General features: G+C 70.4%; 17 protein-coding genes. 14 read left to right on the top strand and 3 right to left on the bottom strand.

Annotation, left to right across the window (positions count from 1 at the left end):
• Positions 1 to 179: 179 nt before the first annotated feature.
• Positions 180 to 827, bottom strand: a complete 648-nt coding sequence (locus COGEMETH_RS03775; protein ID WP_238181291.1) for a TetR/AcrR family transcriptional regulator — start codon at positions 825 to 827, stop codon at positions 180 to 182.
• 129 nt (positions 828 to 956) lie between these two features.
• On the opposite strand from COGEMETH_RS03775, the gene COGEMETH_RS03770 reads away from it, so the two are divergent.
• The 9 genes from COGEMETH_RS03770 (at position 957) to lpxB (ending at position 12,765) form a co-directional block, all read left to right on the top strand.
• On the top strand, positions 957 to 2,195 hold the full coding sequence (locus COGEMETH_RS03770; RefSeq protein ID WP_238181290.1) for an HlyD family secretion protein: 1,239 nt from the start codon (positions 957 to 959) through the stop codon (positions 2,193 to 2,195).
• A gap of 4 nt (positions 2,196 to 2,199) precedes the next feature.
• A complete protein-coding gene (locus COGEMETH_RS03765; RefSeq protein WP_238181289.1) occupies positions 2,200 to 3,780 on the top strand; it encodes a DHA2 family efflux MFS transporter permease subunit in 1,581 nt (526 codons plus the stop codon).
• A gap of 197 nt (positions 3,781 to 3,977) precedes the next feature.
• On the top strand, positions 3,978 to 5,135 hold the full coding sequence (gene rseP, locus COGEMETH_RS03760) for an RIP metalloprotease RseP (RefSeq protein WP_238181288.1): 1,158 nt from the start codon (positions 3,978 to 3,980) through the stop codon (positions 5,133 to 5,135).
• Positions 5,136 to 5,543: 408 nt separating this feature from the next.
• Positions 5,544 to 8,108 carry an outer membrane protein assembly factor BamA gene (gene bamA, locus COGEMETH_RS03755; protein ID WP_238181287.1) on the top strand — a complete coding sequence of 855 codons (2,565 nt, stop codon included), beginning with the start codon at positions 5,544 to 5,546 and terminating at the stop codon, positions 8,106 to 8,108.
• 51 nt (positions 8,109 to 8,159) lie between these two features.
• A complete protein-coding gene (gene lpxD, locus COGEMETH_RS03750) occupies positions 8,160 to 9,206 on the top strand; it encodes a UDP-3-O-(3-hydroxymyristoyl)glucosamine N-acyltransferase (RefSeq protein ID WP_238181286.1) in 1,047 nt (348 codons plus the stop codon).
• A gap of 229 nt (positions 9,207 to 9,435) precedes the next feature.
• Positions 9,436 to 9,900, top strand: coding sequence for a 3-hydroxyacyl-ACP dehydratase FabZ (gene fabZ / locus COGEMETH_RS03745; RefSeq protein WP_238181285.1), 465 nt, complete (start codon positions 9,436 to 9,438; stop codon positions 9,898 to 9,900).
• A complete protein-coding gene (gene lpxA, locus COGEMETH_RS03740) occupies positions 9,897 to 10,715 on the top strand; it encodes an acyl-ACP--UDP-N-acetylglucosamine O-acyltransferase (RefSeq protein WP_238181284.1) in 819 nt (272 codons plus the stop codon). Before fabZ ends, lpxA begins: the two co-directional genes overlap by 4 nt.
• Before the next feature lie 56 nt (positions 10,716 to 10,771).
• On the top strand, positions 10,772 to 11,617 hold the full coding sequence (locus tag COGEMETH_RS03735) for an LpxI family protein (protein WP_238181283.1): 846 nt from the start codon (positions 10,772 to 10,774) through the stop codon (positions 11,615 to 11,617).
• A gap of 11 nt (positions 11,618 to 11,628) precedes the next feature.
• Positions 11,629 to 12,765: a lipid-A-disaccharide synthase gene (gene lpxB, locus COGEMETH_RS03730; RefSeq protein WP_238181282.1), complete on the top strand. Its 1,137-nt coding sequence runs from the start codon at positions 11,629 to 11,631 to the stop codon at positions 12,763 to 12,765.
• A gap of 54 nt (positions 12,766 to 12,819) precedes the next feature.
• Here lpxB and COGEMETH_RS03725 read toward each other — a convergent pair whose 3' ends face one another.
• Entirely contained in the window at positions 12,820 to 14,376 is a 1,557-nt protein-coding gene (locus tag COGEMETH_RS03725; protein WP_238181281.1) for a sensor histidine kinase, read from the bottom strand.
• A 319-nt stretch (positions 14,377 to 14,695) separates the two neighbouring features.
• On the opposite strand from COGEMETH_RS03725, the gene COGEMETH_RS03720 reads away from it, so the two are divergent.
• The 5 genes from COGEMETH_RS03720 to COGEMETH_RS03700 all read left to right on the top strand — a co-directional run bounded on the left by COGEMETH_RS03720 (position 14,696) and on the right by COGEMETH_RS03700 (position 19,284).
• Entirely contained in the window at positions 14,696 to 15,151 is a 456-nt protein-coding gene (locus tag COGEMETH_RS03720) for a (2Fe-2S)-binding protein (RefSeq protein ID WP_238181280.1), read from the top strand.
• A 30-nt stretch (positions 15,152 to 15,181) separates the two neighbouring features.
• Complete coding sequence (locus tag COGEMETH_RS03715; RefSeq protein WP_238181279.1) at positions 15,182 to 17,383, top strand: xanthine dehydrogenase family protein molybdopterin-binding subunit; 2,202 nt, start codon at positions 15,182 to 15,184, stop codon at positions 17,381 to 17,383.
• A gap of 154 nt (positions 17,384 to 17,537) precedes the next feature.
• The gene (locus COGEMETH_RS03710) at positions 17,538 to 18,173 is read left to right on the top strand and encodes a uracil-DNA glycosylase family protein (protein WP_238181278.1); all 636 of its coding nucleotides are present in this window, start codon (positions 17,538 to 17,540) and stop codon (positions 18,171 to 18,173) included.
• Between the two features lie 59 nt (positions 18,174 to 18,232).
• Positions 18,233 to 18,925, top strand: a complete 693-nt coding sequence (gene pyrF / locus COGEMETH_RS03705) for an orotidine-5'-phosphate decarboxylase (RefSeq protein ID WP_238181277.1) — start codon at positions 18,233 to 18,235, stop codon at positions 18,923 to 18,925.
• Positions 18,926 to 18,936: 11 nt separating this feature from the next.
• Positions 18,937 to 19,284 carry a DUF1330 domain-containing protein gene (locus tag COGEMETH_RS03700; protein WP_238181276.1) on the top strand — a complete coding sequence of 116 codons (348 nt, stop codon included), beginning with the start codon at positions 18,937 to 18,939 and terminating at the stop codon, positions 19,282 to 19,284.
• Between the two features lie 7 nt (positions 19,285 to 19,291).
• Here the strand turns inward: COGEMETH_RS03700 and COGEMETH_RS03695 are convergent.
• Positions 19,292 to 19,696, bottom strand: a 405-nt coding sequence (locus COGEMETH_RS03695; RefSeq protein ID WP_507762990.1) for a TetR-type transcription factor C-terminal domain-containing protein, incomplete at its 5' end; no start/stop codon positions are given.

Raw genomic sequence — 19,696 nt, 5'->3', positions numbered from 1 at the left:
CGACCGGGTGCGTCTGCCGTTCATTCCTGCAGATCCGAGGCCGCCACAGGCCCGGCCCGGCTCCGACCGTCGCCGAGAAGCGGCAGCGCGTTCACCCGGCGATGCACGGTGCCGTTCGTCCGAGGCCACATCTCACGCGGACTCGCGTAAACCTCGGACTCCTTCCGGGGGCCGGTATGTCAGGCCTCAGGCCCGTATCCGGCCAGGAACACCCGCACCGCCTCGGCAATCCGGTGCTCGACATCGTCCTCCGTCACCGGGCCGCCGGCGCGGAAGAGCAGGCGGGTGAGGAGGCCGGCCTGGGCCAGATGCAGGAAGTGGCGGGCGGCAAGGTCCGTGTCGCAGATCCTCAGGCGCCCGGCCGCGACCTGGGTGTCGAGGTAGCCGGCCAAGCGACCGATGCCGCAGGCCGGCCCCGCCTCGTAGAAGGACTGCCCGAAGCGCGGAAATTTTTCGCAGGCCCCGATCACCATGCGGATCACCGTGACGTGCTCGGGCCGCGCCATCTCGCGCAGATAGGTGTGGCCGAGGCGGGTCAGGACGGAGCCCAGGTCCGGGTCGTCCACGTCGAGCTGGAACAGAGCCTCGGCCAAGCCCCGCTTCTCCTCCACCGTTAAGGCCTCGAACAGGGCCTCCTTGCTGTCGAAGTAGACGTAGAGCGTCCCCTTGGAGACGCCGGCCGCCTTGGCGATCTCGCCCATGCTGGCCCCGTCGAAGCCGGCCGCCATGAAGACGCTGCGCGCCCCCTCCAGGATCTGGCGCCGCTTGTCGCTCTCAAGCTGTGCCTGAGCCTGCCCGCGTTCCAGCGTCGCCGCGCCACCACCCATCACGACAATCCCGATTGACCGAACCGTTCAGTCAATGATAAGTACCGCATCGGATCGCTGTGCGTCAACCTGGGCGCAGCCGATGACCGAACGGTTCGGTCAATTGATTTTTCGGAGCCGGGAGCGGACATGTCTCTCCGTGAAGCCTCGTCCCGTCATGAAGATGCGGATCGGCCGGACGTTGCACCGGACCTCCCGGATGAGGGCAGGACGGATCGCGACGTGACGCCCGCCCTGATGCCCGCCGCGCCCCTGGCGACGACGCCCGCGATCGCCGAGACGCCGGCCCCGAAGCGCAGGCGTCCGCTGAGGAAGCTCCTGCTCCTCGGCGTGCTCGCCGCGGCGCTCACCGGCGGCGGCTACGAGGGCTGGCAGTGGTGGAGCGTCGGGCGCTTCTTCGTCTCGACGGACGACGCCTACGTCCAGGCCGACATCGCGGTGCTTGCCGCCAAGGTCTCCGGCTACCTGGAGGCGGCGCCGGTGGTGAACGGCCAGTCGGTCCGCAAGGGCGACGTGATCGCCCGCCTGGACGACGGCGACTATCGCCTCGCCCTCCAGGCGGCGCAAGACAAGCTCGCCACGCAGGAGAGCACGATCCAGAGGATCGGCCGCCAGACCGAGGCCGCCCAGGCGCAGGTGGCGCAAAATGCTGCCCAGATCGACGCCGCCAGGGCCGATTCCGTCCGGGCAGGCGCCGATTACGGCCGCGCCACGCAGATGCAGGCGGATTTCGTGGCCAAGTCGCGCCTCGACCAAGCAAAGGCCGACCGCGACCGCACCGAGGCCGCCGTCAAGGGCGCCGAGGCCGCCCTGATCGCGGCCAAGGCCAACGTCGACGTGCTTAAGGCGCAGATGCGCGAGGCCGAGAGCTTGGCTGCGGAACTGCGCACGGCGGTGGACCGCGCCCGGCGCGATCTCGACTTCGCGGTGATCCGCGCGCCCTTCGACGGGGTGGTCGGCAACAAGGCGGTGGAGGCCGGGGCGTACGTTGCGCCCGGCTCGCGCATCGCGGCCCTCGTGCCCCTCAGGAGCGTGCGGATCGACGCGAACTTCAAGGAAACGCAGCTCGCCCGGATGCGCCCCGGCCAGCACGTGAGCATCGCGGTGGACGCCTATCCCGGCCGCGAGATCGCCGGCGAGGTCGAGGCGCTCTCGCCGGCCTCGGGCTCGGTGTTCAGTCTGCTGCCGCCGGACAACGCCACCGGCAACTTCACCAAGATCGTCCAGCGCCTGCCGGTCCGCATCCACGTGCCGGCCGAAGTCGCCGCCGAGGGCCTGCTGCGGCCGGGACTGTCGGTGGTCGTGCGCGTCGACACCCGCGAGGGCGCCGACGCGCCCCTGCTTCGAACCGCGGCCAAGCGGGATTGACCCCATGGCCGCCACCGCAGCGATGGCTCCGCCGGCCGCCGCCGAGCCGCCCCTGGACCGCCGCCGCATGCTGGCGTTCCTGTGCATGGTCTTCGGCATGTTCATGGCGATCCTGGACATCCAGATCGTCTCGGCATCGCTGAACGAGATCCAGGCCGGCCTCTCGGCCTCCGGCGACGAGATCCCCTGGGTCCAGACCAGCTACCTGATCGCCGAGGTGATCTCGATCCCGCTCTCTGGCACCCTGTCGCGGGTGCTCTCGACCCGGTGGATGTTCGTGGTCTCGGCGGCCGGATTCACCGCCATGAGCGTGATGTGCGCCACCTCCTCCTCGATCGGCGAGATGATCGTCTGGCGGGCGCTCCAGGGCTTCATCGGCGGCGGCATGATCCCGACCGTGTTCGCCTCGGCCTTCACCATCTTCCCGCCTTCCAGGCGCAACATCGTCTCGCCGATGATCGGCCTCGTGGCGACGCTCGCGCCCACGATCGGCCCGACGATCGGCGGCTACCTCACCGACCTGCTCTCCTGGCACTGGCTGTTCCTCATCAACGTCGTGCCCGGCATCTTCGTCACGGTCTCGACCTTCTTCCTGGTCGATTTCGACGAACCGAACCTCGGCCTCCTGAAGAACTTCGACTGGGCCGGGCTCGGCTTCATGGCGGGCTTCCTCGGCTGCCTCGAATACGTACTGGAGGAGGGCCCGAACCACGACTGGCTCCAGGACGAGGCCGTGCTCGTCTGCGCGGTGGTCTGCGCGGTCTCCAGCGTGCTGTTCTTCTGGCGGGTGCTGACCGCGCCGCAGCCGATCGTGGACCTGCGCGCCTTCTCGGACCGCAACTTCGCGGCCGGCTGCGCGGCGAGCTTCGTGCTCGGCATCGGCCTATACGGCCTGACCTACCTCTATCCGGTCTACCTCGCCCGCGTGCGCGGCTACTCGGCCCTCCAGATCGGCGAGACGATGTTCGTCTCAGGGCTCTGCATGTTCGCCACTGCTCCGATCGCCGGCCGCTTCTCCGGGCGCGTCGACCCGCGCATCCTGATGGCGACCGGCTTCGTCGGCTTCGCCGCCGGCACCTGGATCGTCACGGGGCTGACCAAGGACTGGGATTTCTGGGAGCTGCTCTGGCCCCAGGTCCTGCGCGGCTGCTCGCTGATGCTGTGCATGATCCCGATCAACAACGTCGCGCTGGGCACCCTGCCGCCGGCCCGGATGAAGAACGCGTCCGGCCTCTACAACCTGACCCGCAACCTCGGCGGCGCGGTCGGCCTGGCGCTCATCAATACCCTGCTCAACGACCGCTGGGACCTGCACCTCGTGCGCCTGCACGAGCGCTTCACCTGGGCCAACACTGCCGCCCTGGAGCGCCTCGACGCGATGCGGCGCCAGTTCGAGGTCTTCGGGGGCGACGCTGGCGGGATGGCGCTCAAGGCGATGACCAACACCGTGCGGACGCAAGGGCTGGTGATGGCCTTCGAGGACGTGTTCCTCGCGTTGACGGTCCTGTTCCTGGCCATGGCCTGCGCCACGCCCCTGATCCGGCGGCCCCGCCCGGCCGCGGCGGGCGCCGGCGGTGGGCACTGAGCCGTCGGGATAGTGGGGAAAACGGGTGCGGACCGGGGCGCTACGTCGCGCGGCTCTCCGCATCGTGCGAGGCTGAGCGGTGGTCGCGCAGGATTGCGTTGGCTAGGGCCCGCCACGATCTGCTACAGCGGTGCGGGACGGACGGCCCGAGCCGTCGATGAAGAAGCCTCTACGGACGCGACCCCGAGGACCGACGCATGGACTTCCTCAACGCGATGGGCGGGACGGCCGCCGGCTTCTTCGGTGCCGTGATCCCGTTCCTGTTCGTGCTCACCGTCGTCGTGTTCGTGCACGAGATGGGGCACTTCCTGGTCGGGCGCTGGTGCGGGGTCGGCGTCCACGCCTTCTCGATCGGTTTCGGGCCGGAGCTCGTCGGCTTCAACGACCGCTACGGCACCCGCTGGAAGCTCTGCGCCGTGCCGCTCGGCGGCTACGTCAAGTTCCACGGGGACGCCAACGGCGCCAGCGTGCCCGACCCCGAGACCGTGGCGAAGATGAGCCCGCAGGAGCGCGCGACGAGCTTCCCGACGCAGCCGGTCGCCAAGCGCGCGGCCATCGTCGCCGCCGGCCCGGTCGCCAACTTCATCCTGGCGATCCTGCTGTTTGCCGGCGCGATCTGGCTCGGGGGCCGGTTCGAGCTTCCCGCCCGCGTCTCCTCGGTGGAGCCCGGCAGCGTCGCGGCCCAGGCGGGCTTCGAGCCCGGCGACCTGATCAAGGCGATCGACGGCACGCCCGTGCGCGACTTCAACGCCATGTACCGCACGGTCACCGGAAGCGCGGGCGAATCCCTCACCTTCACCGTCGAGCGCGCGGGCGCGGACAGGACGATCCAGGCGACGCCCGCGGTGTTCGAGGAGCGCACGCCCTTCGGCCGCCACCGGATCGGACGCCTGGGCATCCGCTCGCCCAACGGCTCCGAGGCCAAGCTCGTGGAATACGGCCCCGTGGCGTCCCTGAACCTCGGCGTGCAGGAGACCTACTTCGTCGTCGAGCGCACCTTCTCCTATCTCGGCAAGCTGGCCACGGGGCGTGAATCCGCCGACCAGCTCTCGGGCCCGATCGGCATCGCGCGGGTCTCGGGCGAGGTCGCCAAGACCGGCGGCCTCGGGGGCCTCGTCGGGCTGATCGCCCTGCTCTCGGTCTCGATCGGCCTGCTCAACCTGTTCCCCGTGCCGCTGCTCGATGGCGGGCACCTGCTGTTCTACGCCTTCGAGGTGGTACGCGGACGCCCCCTGAGCGAGCGCGCCCAGGAGATCGGCTTCCGATTCGGCCTCGCCCTGGTGCTGATGCTGATGCTGTTCGCCACCTGGAACGACAGCCTCAACCTGTTCGGCCTGTTCGGGCGCGGGACCTGATTCCCCCCTGCCGGTCCCCGGATCGGAGGATTGTCGGCTCGGCCGCATTCCGGCCGCTTTTGCCCGGCTCCGGGGCTGGTGACCGGGTCGGCCTGCGCTGACCGAGAGCCGGTGGAGGGGTATGAACGAACCCTTCCCCCGGTCGTGACCCGTTCCGAAAAGGCGTGGCGGAGCCGGCGTTTACGTCCGGTTCACCCTGTTGCGCGATCGCACCGGAACCGGTTCCGGCGTTAAGTGGCGCGAAGGCCACGACCCCCCAAAATCCCAGTCAGCGGGTCCTTCCGAGCGTTTGCTTGGGTAGGGAATCCCGCTAAGAGCTACGCTTGGACCAGGTGGCGGGACGGCCGATCAACGGCTGCCCGTGGTGGGTGTGAACCCGCTCTAATCGATAAACAGACGGGCGATTGCATGATGTCGATGACGGGGAAGCACCGGCGCAAGTCGGTGAAGCGGACCATCGTCCTGGTCGCCGCCGCGGCAGGCGTCGCCCTGTCCGGTGCCGCGCAGGCACAGCAGATCGTCGTCCAGGGCAACAAGCGCGTCGATTCCGACACGATCCGCTCCTACGTGACCGGTACCGCCTCCGGCTCGGCCGAGGAGGCCCGGCGCAACCTGCTCGCCAGCGGCATGTTCGCGGACGTGAAGGTCGCCCAAGGGGGCGGCCGGACGGTCGTGACGGTGCGTGAAAACAACCTCATCAACCGCGTCGTCTTCGAGGGCAACAAGAAGATCGAGAAGGGCACCTTGGAAGGGCAGATCGAGGCGAAGGCCCGCGGCCCCTTCAGCGAGGGCATCATCAAGTCCGACCTGGAGCGGATCAAGGAAGTCTACCGCCGCTCCGGCCGCGGCACCGCCAAGATCACCTACCGCACCGTGGACCTGCCCAACGGCCGGGTCGACGTGATCTACCAGATCGACGAGGGCGACAAGACCGGCATCGTCGCGATCAATTTCGTCGGCAACCAGGCCTATTCCGAGCGCGCGCTCAAGGGCCTGATGTCGTCCTCGGAGATGAACTTCCTCTCCTTCATCAAGACCTCCGACGTCTACGACCCCGACCGCATCAGCAACGACCTCGACCTCGTTCGGCGCTATTACCTCCGGAACGGCTACGCCGACTTCCGCGTCGTCAACGCCGACGCCCGATACGTCGAGGGTGAGAAGAGCGGCTGGCTCATCACCGTCACGGTGGAGGAGGGCGAGCAGTACACGGTCGGCGCCGTGGCGGTCGATTCGCGCCTGCCCGGCCTCGACGGCGGACGGATCGAGAGCGAGGTCCGCACCGCGGTCGGTGACGTCTACAACGCCGAGGACGTGGAGAAGACCCTGTCCGGCGTGACCCGGCAGGTCGCCCGCGCCGGCTTCCCCTTCGCACAGGTGCGCCCCACCGGTCAGCGCGACCGCGCCACCCATCAGGTCTCGCTCGGCTTCGTGGTCGAGGATGGCCCGCGCGTCTACATCGAGCGCATCAACATCCGCGGGAACACCCGCACCCGCGACTACGTCATCCGCCGCGAGCTCGACCTCACCGAGGGCGATGCCTACAACCGCGTCCTGACCGACCGGGCCGAGCGCCGCATCAACGGTCTGGGCTTCTTCAAGAAGGTCCGCTTCTCCAACGAGCCGGGCTCCGCGCCCGATCGCGTGGTCCTGAACATCGACGTGGAGGATCAGCCCACGGGTTCGTTCTCGGTGGCGGGCGGTTACTCGACCCAGGACGGCATCATCGGCGAGGTCTCGGTCTCGGAGTCGAACTTCCTCGGCCGCGGCCAGTACGTCCGCGTCGCCGGCACCGGCGGCCAGTATTCCCGCGGCGTCGACTTCTCGTTCACCGAGCCGTACTTCCTCGGCTACCGCCTGGCGGCCGGCTTCGACGCCTTCTACAAGTACAGCGACCTGACCCGCTACTCGCGCTACGAGACCACCGTCTACGGCGGCCAGCTCCGCCTCGGCCTGCCGGTCACGGAAGAATTCGGCGTCACCCTGCGCTACTCGATCTACAACACCGAGCTGAAGGTGCCCAACACCCTCAAGCGGCCCTACAACGACTGCTCGATCCCGATCCCCGGTTACACGCAGCGCTGGCCGGCCGGGACGATCATCGACGGACGCGACGTGAGCGGCCTCTCGCGGTACCCGGACTGCGCCTACGATGGCGAAGCCTCGATCGCGATCAAGGGGTCGCAGGCGAGCACCCTGACCTCGCTCGCCGGCCTGACGCTGGCCTACTCGACGCTGGACGTGATCGGTGCACCGAAGAACGGCCTCTACGCCGAGTTGAAGCCCGACGTTGCGGGTCTGGGCGGTGACTCGAAGTTCTTCCGCGTCACGGGTGACGCCCGATACTACAAGGAACTCTACGAGGACGTCGTCGGCTTCATCCGCTTCCAGGGTGGGCACATCCAGGCTCTGGACGGAAACCCGCTGCGGATCACCGACCAGTTCTTCCTCGGACCGTCGCTGGTACGCGGCTTCGCTCCGAACGGCCTCGGCCCGCGCGATGTCGGCACGACCGACGCCCGCTCGAACGCCATCGGCGGCTCCACCTATGTCGGCGGCACCCTCGAGGTTCAGTTCCCGCTCCCCTACATCCCGCGGGACCTCGGCCTGAAGGGCGCGGTCTTCGCCGACGCCGGAACGCTGTTCGGCTACCACGGCAAGACCTCCTTCGACGTGAACGGCGACGGCTTCATCAACGGCATCTCAGCGACGAGCGGGCGCTGCAGCTTCAGCGCTCAATCGATCGGCGTCGAGCCGGAATGCGTGAACGTCCGCGACAAGACCACGATCCGGTCCTCGGTCGGCGCCTCGATCCTGTGGAACTCGCCGCTCGGCCCGATCCGCTTCGACTACGCCTACGCCCTCTCCAAGGACGAGGGTCAGAAGATCTTCGGCCCCGACGGCAGCTTCTACGGCCGCGTCGGCAAGGATCAGACGCAGGCGTTCCGGTTCTCCGGCGGCTCGCGCTTCTGAGTGGAAACGTCGCGCACCGCGCAAGCCCCCTTGCGCGGTGCGTTGTCCGGCATGTCCGATCCCGTGTTCTTCACCGCCAAATCCGGTCTCAGCCTCGGCGCCATCGCCGAGGCTGCCGGCGTTTCGCTACCCGAGACTGCCGATCCGGGCCTGGTCCTGACCGGTGCCGCTTCCATCGAGGGAGCAGGCCCCTCCGACCTCGCCTACATGGACAACCCGCGTTACGGGGACGCGCTGGCTGCTACGCGGGCCGGCGTCTGCCTCGTCTCGCCGCGCTTCTCGGCCCGTGTCCCGGCTGGGACCGTCGCCCTGGTGGTGCGCGAGCCCTACCGCGTCTACGCCGCCCTGCTCGGGCGGCTACATCCGGACGCGATGCGCCCGGGATCGCAGTTCGGCGCACGCGGGATCGCGCCGGGCGCCCACGTACACCCCGACGCACGGCTTGAGGACGGCGTGACCGTCGACCCCGGCGCCGTCGTCGGTCCGGGCGCCGAGGTCGGGGCCGGCACCGTGATCGGACCGAACGCGGTCGTCGGCCCCGGCGTGCGCGTCGGACGCGACTGCGCCATCGGGGCGGGCTCCACCTTGAGCCACGCGCTGATCGGCAACCGCGTGATCGTCCATCCCGGCGCCCGCATCGGCCAGGACGGCTTCGGCTTCGCCATGGGCGCGACGCACCTCAAGGTGCCGCAAGTCGGCCGGGTCATCGTCCAGGACGACGTGGAGGTCGGCGCCAACACCACGATCGACCGGGGTGCCAGCCGCGACACCGTGATCGGCGAAGGCACCAAGATCGACAACCTCGTGCAGATCGCCCACAACGTGGTGATCGGGCGCCACTGCGTCATCGTCTCCGGCGTCGGAATCTCCGGCTCTACGACGCTCGAGGATTACGTGGTGCTCGGCGGCCAAGTCGGCGTCGTCGGCCACGTCCGCATCGGCCGCGGCGCGCAGATCGCGGGATCCTCCCATGTCAACGGGAACGTCCCGCCCGGCAGTCGCTGGGGCGGAACACCGGCCAAGCCCGTGCGGACCTGGTTCCGGGAACTGACGACGCTGGCGCGTCTGGCCGAACGCACGGCCAAGGACGAGGTTTGAGGCGCGAGCCCGGTCCGCGCGGCGTCCGAAGGACCGGCACGCAGCGGTGCGCGTGACGGCCAGGACTGCAGAAATTACTTCGTTCCGCGAAAGGCTTGCATCCGCGTCGATTTCTGCCGAAGAGGACGCTTCTCCCGGCGGGACGGAACGCCCGGGCGCTCGGCGGACTTTGAGTCCATGCACCGGCCGGAAGGGCAGCGCGGCGAGGGGATGCGAGGTACTGGGTTCGATGAGTGAGACGGCGCGTGAACTCGGCTCGGCCGACATCCAGAAGGTGCTCGAACTCCTGCCGCACCGCTATCCGTTCCTGATGATCGACAGGATCGTCGAGATCGATCGTGACGAGAGCTGCGTCGGCATCAAGAACGTGACCGTCAACGAACCGCAATTCACCGGGCACTTCCCCGGTCTGCCCGTCTTCCCCGGCGTCCTGCTGATCGAAGGCATGGCCCAGACGGCCGGCGCGATCTGCTGCCGTCACATCATGACGGAGGAGGTCCGCGCCAAGCAGGTGTTCTTCATGACCATCGACAAGTGCAAGTTCCGCAAGCCCGTGGTGCCAGGCGACACGGTCCGCTTCCACATGAAGAAGCTCAACCAGCGCAAGACAATGTGGTGGTTCCGCGGGGAGGCTCGCGTCGGCGACGCCCTGGTGGCGGAGGCCGAGATCGGCGCCATGCTGGTGACGGAGTGAGCGCGCCGGTCATCCACCCGAGCGCGATCGTCGAGGACGGCGCCGAGATCGGGGACGGCGCGCGGATCGGACCGTTCTGCCACGTCGGGGCCCACGTCGTGCTCGGCGTCGATTGCGATCTCGTCAGCCACGCTGTTCTGGCGGGCCGGACCAGTGTCGGCGCGCGCACCAAGATCTACCCCTTCGCCTCGATCGGGCATCCGCCGCAGGATCTGAAATACCGCGGCGAGCCCTCGACCCTGACCATCGGCGCCGATTGCCTGATCCGCGAGGGCGTCACCATGAACCCCGGCACCGCCGGCGGGGGGCTGGAGACGGTGGTCGGCGACAAGTGCACCTTCCTCGCCAATTCCCATGTCGGGCACGATTGCCGGGTCGGCTCCAACGTGATCTTCTCCAACAACGTCATGCTGGCCGGCCATTGCAGCGTCGGCGACTACGCGATCCTGGGCGGGGGCGCGGCGGTGATCCAGTTCGCGCGCGTCGGCGCTCACGCCTTCGTCGGCGGCCTTTCCGGCCTGGAAAACGACTGCATCCCCTACGGCATGGTGCTTGGCAACCGGGCCTACCTCTCGGGCCTCAACATCATCGGCCTCCAGCGCCGGGGCTTTGCCCGCGAGGACATTCACGCGCTGCGCCGCGCCTACCGCCTAATCTTCGCCCCGGAAGGCACGCTGATGGAGCGGGTGGAAGACGTGGCAGCCGAGTTCGAGTCCCACCCGGCCGTGCGGGAGATTCTCGACTTCATCCGGGCCGGCGGCAAGCGCTCGATCTGCACGCCGCGCGAGGCGCCGTCGCCCGTCGGCGCCGCCTGATCCCGCGGGTTTCTTCCGTGAGCGCCGCGCGGCCGGGACCGGCGCCGCACGCAGCGATGGCCGATGAGACGCTGGTGCTCGTGGCCGGCGCCGGGCGGCTGCCCGAGTTCGTCGTCGCCTCCCTCGAACGGGCGGGCCGCAGCTTCAAGGTCCTGGCCGTGCGCGGCTTCACCGATCGTCCCCTGCGGGCGCGGGCCGACGCCACCGTCGACCTTCTGGACGTGAGCGAGACCCTGCGCATCCTCAAGGGCTGGGGGCCGGCTGTCGTGATCCCGGCCGGCAGCGTCGCCCGCCCGAGCCCGGCGGCGATCTTCAACGCGGCCGCCGCCGTCCGCAACCGCGAGGCCCTGTGGGCGATCGCAGGCGGCGGCGACGACCGTCTGCTGCGGGCCGTCCTGGCGCTTCTGGAGGAGAACGGCCACCGGGTGCTCGGCGTGCACGAGGCCGCCCCCGACCTCCTGAGCCCCGAGGGGCTGTTCGGCCGTCACGCGCCGGATGCGGCGGCGCAGGCGTCGGTGGCGACGGGCGGGGCGCTGCTTGCCGCCCTCTCGCCCTACGACGTGGGGCAGGCGGCGGTGATCTCGGCCGACCGGGTGCTCGCCGTGGAGGGCCCCGAGGGCACCGACCGCATGCTTGCCCGCGCCCGCGCTCTCGGCCGCAAGCCCTTCGGCCGCGGGAAGCCGCTTCCGGCCACCGTGCTGGTGAAATGCGCCAAGCTCGGCCAGGACCTGCGCATCGACCTGCCGGCGATCGGCCCGCGCACGGTGCGAAACGCCCATGCGGCCGGTTGCGTCGGGCTGGCGGTCCAGGCCGGCAGCACCCTGGTGATCGACCGGCCCGAGACCGTCGCCGAGGCCGACCGGCGCGGCCTGTTCCTCCTCGGGCTGGGAGCCGGCCATTGAGGATCTGGCTGGTGGCTGGCGAGGATTCGGGTGACCAGCTCGGCGCCAAGCTGATGGTCTCCCTACGCGACCTCGCGCCCGAGCCCGTCACCTTCGGCGGGGTCGGCGGCGAGGCCATGGCCGGGCAGGGCTTCGCCTCGCTGTTTCCCCTCGATGACGTGGCGGTGATGGGCTACCTGCCCGTGCTCGCCCGCGCGCGCACCCTGCTCGCCCGCATCCGCCAGACGGTGGACGACGTGGTAGCGGCCGAGCCCGACGTGCTCGTCATCATCGACAGCCCCGGCTTTACCCACGCCGTGGCCCGGCGGGTGCGCAAGCGCCGACCCGGCATCCCGATCGTCGACTACGTCTCCCCGAGCGTGTGGGCCTGGCGGCCCTGGCGGGCGGCGGGCATGCGGCCCTTCATCGACCACGTGCTGGCGCTCCTGCCCTTCGAGCCCGAGGCCCACCGGCGCCTGAACGGACCGCCCTGCACCTATGTCGGCCACCCACTGATCGAGCGGTTTTCGGAGTTGCGCCCTAACGCCTCCGAACGCGACCTGCGGCAGGCCCGCCCGTGGAGCCTAGTTGTGCTGCCGGGCTCCCGCCGCTCCGAGATCGAGCGCCTGATGCCCGTATTCGGGCCGGCGCTCGCCCGGCTCTCGTCCGGCATCGGCCCCGTGGATGCGGTGCTGCCCGCCGTCACCCGCCATCGCGCCCTGATCGAGCGCCTGGCGCTGGCCTGGGAGGTGCCGGTGCGGATCGTCTCGGGGGAGGCCGCCAAGTACGCCGCGTTCCGCCGGGCGCGGGCGGCGCTCGCGGCCTCGGGCACCGTCACCCTCGAACTGGCGCTGGCGGGCGTGCCGATGGTCGTGGCCTACAAGGTCTCGCGGCTGGAGGAGGTTGTGGCCCGTCGCCTGATCCAGGTACCGAGCATCGTCCTGCCCAACCTGATCCTGGCCGAGAACGCGATGCCGGAATTCGTCCAGGCCGAGTGCACGCCGGAACGACTCGCGCAGGCGCTGACACCCCTCGTCGTAGGCGGCCCGGCCCGCGACCGTCAGACCGAGGCCCTCGACCGGATCGACGGCCTGATGCGCCTGTCCGGCGACGAGCCCCCCAGTCGCAGCGCCGCGCGGATCGTGCTCTCGGCGGCACGCACCCGCTGACGCGCCTCGCATTAAATCCGTTTGATCGCTTCGCGATGCGAATTTCGGCTTCGCTCAGGCGGCCCGGTGCATGGCCGGCTTGCGCTTGGGCGTCGCCGCATCCGTGTCGGCAGGTGCCTTGGTCCCGACCTCGACGGCCGTCAGGGTGTCCATCACCCGCGTCGCTGGCAGCGTCACGATCACCTCGGTGCCCTCGCGGGGCTTCGACTTCAATTGGAAGTTGCCGCCGTGCAGGTCGACGAGGCCCTTCACGATCGGCAGGCCGAGCCCCGAGCCCTGCTCGGCGGTCTTGATCGCGAGGGAGCCGCGGCCGAACGAGGACATCACCGTGCCGAGTTCGTCCTCGGGGATGCCGGGGCCGCTGTCCTTGACCGCGACGTACTGGCCGCCGGAACTGGTCCAACCGACCTTGATCGTGATCTCGCCCCCCGGAGGCGTGAACTTCACCGCGTTCGAGAGCAGGTTCAGCACGATCTGGCGCAGCGCCCGCTCGTCCGCCCAGAGCCTGGGCAGCGACTCGTCCACGAAGTCGTGGAACGTCTGGTTCTTGCCCCTGGCCTTGAGGCCCATCATGTGGCGGCACTCCTCGACGATGTAGGCGAGCTGGATCGCCTCCTCGTTCAGCTCGTAGCGGCCGGCCTCGATGCGCGAGAGGTCGAGGATCTCGTTGATGAGGTTCAGCAGGTGCATCCCGCTGTCGTGGATGTCGTTCGAATACTCGCGGTAGCTTGGTGCCGCGTGCACGCCGAAGACCTCGTTCTTCATCACCTCGGAGAAACCGAGGATGGCGTTGAGCGGCGTGCGCAGTTCGTGGCTCATGGTGGCCAGGAAGCGCGACTTGGCGAGGTTGGCCTCCTCGGCCCGCCGCCGGGCCTCGTCAGAATTGGACTTGGCCTGCTCCAGTTCACCGAACACCGCGTCCTTCTCGGCCCGCGACTGCAGCGCGCCGACCGTCGAGGTGTAGAGACGCCGGGCGAGCCCGAGGAAGAAGAGCTGCGAGCCAGCCGCCATCGCTACGAGCAGGATCGCGTCCATTTCCCGCGAGAACAGTAGCAGCGAGAGCGTCGCCAGCGTCAGGGGCACCAGGGCCGCGACCGCCGCGGCCGGCACCGTGGCCGCGAGCATGGTCGCCACGGCTGCCGCGATCACCAAGCCGAACAGGGCGAATGTCCGTCCACCCGTGGCACCGAGCCCGACCATCGCCGACCAGCACACGCTCTGCATCACCTCGCCGAAGACGAAGCGCCGCCGCCAACGCGACAGAGAGATCGTACCCGGGTCCGCGCGCAGGAAGCGGCGGCTCATCGAGGAGTTGAGGGTGATCGTCAGGAAGACGCAGAGCGCCCAGAGCGCCGGGACCAGCGGAGGCACCCAGAAGCTCGCCGCCGCCGCGAGCACGATCGCAAACAGCCCGAGCGGAATGCCGGCGCCCGCGCGGTAGCGCGCGTAGTGGCGCAGCAACTCGTGGTCGAAGGCGCGCTCCAGGCCGGTGGTCGAAGTCAGCTTCTCGCGCGCCGAGCGCATCTCGCGGGCGACGCCGAGGCGGCGCGCGGCCTCTTCCGTCGAAGGGCCGCGCCCGCGCTGCACCATCTCGACAGTGAGGTCGGACATGGAGGTCGGAGAACTCGTTGACGCATCGTACGAAGAGCCGGCGACCGCGATGCGCTGGAGCCGGTGCGACGCCGCCAGAATGCGCGCGATGTGTTAAGAAGCGCCTGCCGGGATGCCTCGGATTGTTCGGATTCTCGGCCGGGATGGGGGCTCGGTCCAAACCGTGACCGGGTGCGCTGCCGCACATCACGCCGGCCTGCCGCGATCCTAGGCTATGGCCCCGGCGCGAATCCTGGCCCGACTCTCTACGGCGGGTCCCGGCGGCGAGCCGGAACTGCCGGACCCCCATCCCGCCCGGCGTGCCGAGGGAACCCGGACCATGTTCAAGCTCACTGTCGACGGCGTCGCGCACGAGATCGATGTCGATCCGGACATGCCGCTTCTTTGGGTGCTGCGCGACCGCCTCGACCGGACCGGCACCAAGTACGGCTGTGGGATAGCCCAGTGCGGTGCATGCACCGTGCACGTCGACGGCCAGCCGGTGCGCTCGTGCCAGACCCGGATCGGCGACGTGGGCGAGGGCCGGGTCACGACGATCGAGGGCGTGTCGGGCCGCGTGGCCGAGGCCGTCCAGGCGGCCTGGCGCAAGCTCGACGTGGTCCAGTGCGGCTACTGCCAGTCCGGCCAGATCATGTCCGCGATCGGCCTGCTCTCCGGCAACGCCAAACCCAGCGATTCCGACATCGACGGTGCCATGGACGGCAACATCTGCCGCTGCGGCACCTACCAGCGCATCCGCGCCGCGATCCACGAAGCCGCCCACAGCCTCGCCTGACCCCTTCCCCGACCTGACCGGAGCACCATGATGCTGAAGATCCGTCAGCCGGACCCGCGCGCCACCCGCCGCGCCTTCCTCGGCGGCACCGCTGCCGCGACCGGGGCGATCGTGATCGGCCTGCGCCTCGACCTGAAGAACCCGGCCCGCGCCGCCGCCGGCCCGGACCTGTCCGGCGGCAGGGCCCAGCCCAACGCCTTCGTGCGGATCGCCTCCGACGACACCATCACGGTCATCATCAAGCACCTCGACATGGGGCAGGGGAACACCACCGGCCTCGCCACCATCCTGGCCGACGAGCTCGACGCCGACTGGAGCCGCGTTCGCACCGAGTTCGCGCCCGCGGACGCCGCCCTCTACGCCAACCTGCTGATGGGGCCCGTCCAGGGCACCGGCGGCTCCACGGCCATAGCCAATTCCTGGATGCAGCTTCGCAAGGCGGGCGCCGCCGCCCGCGAGATGCTGGTGGTCGCCGCCGCCTTCCAGTGGAAGGTGCCGCCCTCCGAGGTCACGGTGGAGGACGGTGTGGTGCGCCATGCTGCCTCCAACCGGCAGGCCCGCTTCGGGGAGCTGGCCGCCTCCGCCGCCACCCTGCCGGTGCCGGAGGCGCCCCGCCTCAAGGACCCGAGCCAGTGGCGCCTGATCGGCAAGGCGGCGCCCCGCCTCGATTCCGTCGCCAAGACCAACGGCAGCGCCGTCTACTCCCTCGACATCCGCCGTCCTGGCCAGGTCACGGCCGTGGTGGCCCATCCCCCCCGCTTCGGCGGCATCGTCAAGTCCTTCGACGCGGCGGCCACGCGCAAGGTGGCGGGCGTCCTCGACGTGGTGGCGGTGCCGACCGGCGTCGCCGTGATCGCCCGCGACACCTGGGCCGCGATGAAGGGCCGCGAGGCCCTGACGGTGGTGTGGGACGAGAGCGCGGCCGAGACGCATTCCTCGGACGCGATCCTGGCCGAGTACCGCGAGCGGGCCAAGCGCCCCGGCCTCGTCGCCTCGGAGCGCGGCGACCCGGAGGCGGCGATCAAGGGCGCGGCCAAGGTGCTGCAGGCCGAGTTCGCCTTCCCCTACCTCGCGCACGCGGCCATGGAGCCCCTCAACGCCACGATCGAGCGGGCCTCGGACGGCAGCTACGACGTCTATGCCGGCTGCCAGCTCCAGACCGTGGAGCAGGCGGTGATCGCGGCCGTGCTCGGCGTGACCACGGACAAGGTCCGGCTCCACACCCAGTGGGCCGGCGGCTCCTTCGGCCGGCGGGCGACCCCGTCCGCCGACTACCTCGCCGAGGCCGCCACCGTGCTGAAGGCCTACGGGGCCAAGGCGCCGGTGCACCTCGTCTGGACCCGCGAGGACGACATGGCCGGCGGCTATTACCGGCCCACCGTGCTGCACACGATCCGCGCCGGCATCGACGCCAAGGGCGCGATCACCGGCTGGCAGCACCGGATGGTCGGCAAGTCGATCATGATCGGCTCGCCCTTCGAGGCGATGCTGGTGAAGAACGGCGTCGATTCCACCACCGTCGAGGGCGCCTCCGACACGCCCTACGCGCTCCCGGCCTACCGCTTCGAGGTCCATAACGGCCGCGAGGGCGTGCCGGTGCTGTGGTGGCGCTCGGTCGGCCACACCCACACCGCCCACGCGATGGAGGTGTTCATCGACGAGATCGCCCGCGCGGCCGATGTCGATCCGGTGGCCTATCGCCTCTCGCTGCTGGCCGGCGCCCCGCGTCTCTCGGGCGTGCTCAAGCTCGCCGCCGAGAAGGCAAAGTGGGGGCAGGCGCCTGCGGCCAAGGGCCATGGCCTGGGCGTGGCCGTGCACGAATCTTTCGGCTCCTACGTGGCGATGGTGGCCGCGGTCACGGTCACGGACGCCAAGGTGAAGGTCGACCGCATCGTCGCGGCCGTCGACGTCGGCATCGCGGTGAACCCGGACGTGATCCGCGCGCAGGTCGAGGGCGCGGTGGGCTTTGCCCTCTCGTCGGTGCTGCGCAACCGCATCACCCTGAAGGACGGGGTGGTGCAGGAGACGAACTTCGACGCCTACGAGCCGACCCGGATGAGCGAGATGCCGGTGGTCCAGGTGCACATCATGCCGTCGACCGCGGCGCCCACCGGCATCGGCGAGCCCGGCGTGCCGGTGCTGGCGCCGGCCATCGCCAACGCGATCTTCTCCGCCACGGGCCAGCGCCTGCGCTCCCTGCCGCTGGAGCTGTCCGGCTTGAAGGGCGTGTGACAGCGCACATCGCCGGGTCGGGGCTCGCCGTAGGGTAAGCCCGCCTCCCAAGGCTTCGAGACCCGATTTGACGGCGCGGCCAAACCCCGCGCCGTCTCTTTTTGCGGCCGCCCGGCCTCGCCGCCGCACAGCAGCGGCCCCATCTCGCGGCCAGATGCCCGCGACCGCCCCAACCGATTTCGACGCCACGGCCGCGGCCCTGCGCGCCTGCCGCCTCTGCCGCGACAGCCCCGTCTACGGGCCGCCCCTGCCGCAGGAGCCGCGGCCGATCGTGCAGGGGAGCGTGGGCGCGCGGCTCTGCATCGCCAGCCAGGCACCGGGCACGCGGGCGCACCGCACCGGCATCCCGTTCATGGACCCGTCCGGCGTGCGGCTGCGCGCCTGGCTCGGCCTCGACGAGGCGGCCTTCTACGACGCCGCCCGCGTCGCCATCGTGCCGATGGGGTCGTGCTTTCCCGGTCTCGACGCCAAGGGCGGCGACAAGCCGCCCCGCCGGGAATGCGCCGAGCGCTGGCGGACGAGCCTGTTCTCCGGCCTGCCCGACCTCGACCTGATCCTGGTGATCGGCCAGTACGCGCAAGCCTGGCACCTGGGCCGTCTCGACGGCGGGCTGACCGGCACGGTGCGGCGCTGGCGCGAGATCCTGGCCGAGCCACGGCGCCCGCGGGTGCTGCCCCTGCCGCACCCATCCTGGCGCAACAACGGCTGGCTCAAGCGCGAGCCCTGGTTCGAGGCGGAACTCCTGCCGGTGCTCAAGGGCGAGGTGGCGAAGGTGATGGCCCAGCGGTGATGGACCGGCGCTGACGGACCGGCATTGACACGGGCGCGCGCCCGCGTAGGCAGGCGTCCATGCCGAACCCGACAGACTCCCGCGACCGCCTGATCGTCGCCCTCGACCTGCCGAGCGTGGCCGAGGCGGAGGCGCTGATCGACCGGATCGGGGACGCCGCGACCTTCTACAAGATCGGCTACCGGCTGGGCTATTCCGGCGGTCTCGCGCTCGCAGAGCGGCTCGCGAAGGCCGGCCTCAAGGTCTTCATCGACCTGAAACTGCACGACATCGGCAACACCGTGGAGGAGGGCGTGCGCGCCGTCAGTGGCCTCGGCGCCCGCTTCCTTACGGTGCACGCCTATCCCCAGACCATGGCGGCGGCCGTGCGCGGACGCGGGCCGGACCTGAAGATCCTGGCCGTCACGGTGCTGACCTCCTACGACGACGCGGACGCGACCGAGGCGGGCTACGGGCTTCCCGTCGCGGCGCTGGTGGCCAAGCGGGCGGCGCAGGCTCGCGAGATCGGCATCGACGGCATCGTCTGCAGCGCGGCCGAGGCGGCGTCGGTACGCGGGATCGTCGGGCCGGACGGCCTCATCGTCACGCCGGGCATCCGGCCCGCGGGCGCGGAGGCCGGCGACCAGAAGCGGGTGATGACGCCGGGGCAGGCGCGGGCCGCCGGCATCGACCACGTGGTCGTCGGGCGTCCGATCACCGGCGCGGCCGACCCGCGCGCGGTGGTGCAGTCGATCGTATCGGAACTGGCTTGAGGAGACCGGCCATGGCGAAGGGTTACTGGATCGTGCGGGTCGATGTCCTCGATCCCGAGGCGTACAAGGCCTACGCGGCGGCCAACGGCGCGGCGCTCGCGAAGTACGGTGCCCGCTTCCTCGTGCGCGGCGGCCGGTTCGAGGCGGTGGCGGGGCAGGCGCGGGCGCGCAACGTCGTCCTCGAGTTCCCGAGCTACGCGGTCGCCTTGGAATGCTGGAACTCCGACCTCTACCAGGAGGCCCGCGCCAAGCAGAAGGGCGCGGTCGAGTCCGAGATCATCGTGATCGAGGGCTACGACGACGCGCAGCCCGGGATCGCGCAAGCAGCGACCCCGGCGCCGAACCCGGCCTCCGAGTAGGCGGCGCTCAGGGGCCGCGGGTCGGCCGCAGGCTCGCCAGCAGGAACGCGGTCATCGTCTCCAGGGACGGCACCGGCGCCTGCGGCGGCTGGCGGGCCAGGAGCGGGTGGGTGTAGCGGGCGACCGCCGTGTGCAGGCAGCGTGCGGCGGCCGCCGGGTCGGCGGTCTCGAACTCGCCCCGGCGCACGCCCTCGACCACGAGGCGCTCGAACACGGCGCTGATCCGGTCGACGTGGTGGCTGCACACCTCCCAGCTCTCGTCCATGGCCGCCTCGATCATCTCGTGCATCCGGGGATAGGCCCGGACGCGCTCGGCGGTATCCTGGTGCAGGGCCGCGATCACCGCGGTGACGCGCTCGGCGGCCGGCAGGCCCGGCGCGTCGGCGATGCCCGCGATCAGGGCCTCGACCTC

The organism is Methylobacterium trifolii (genome assembly GCF_022179685.1).
Taxonomy (GTDB): Bacteria; Pseudomonadota; Alphaproteobacteria; order Rhizobiales; family Beijerinckiaceae; genus Methylobacterium; species Methylobacterium trifolii.
This window is presented reverse-complemented; position numbering and strand designations above follow the sequence as displayed.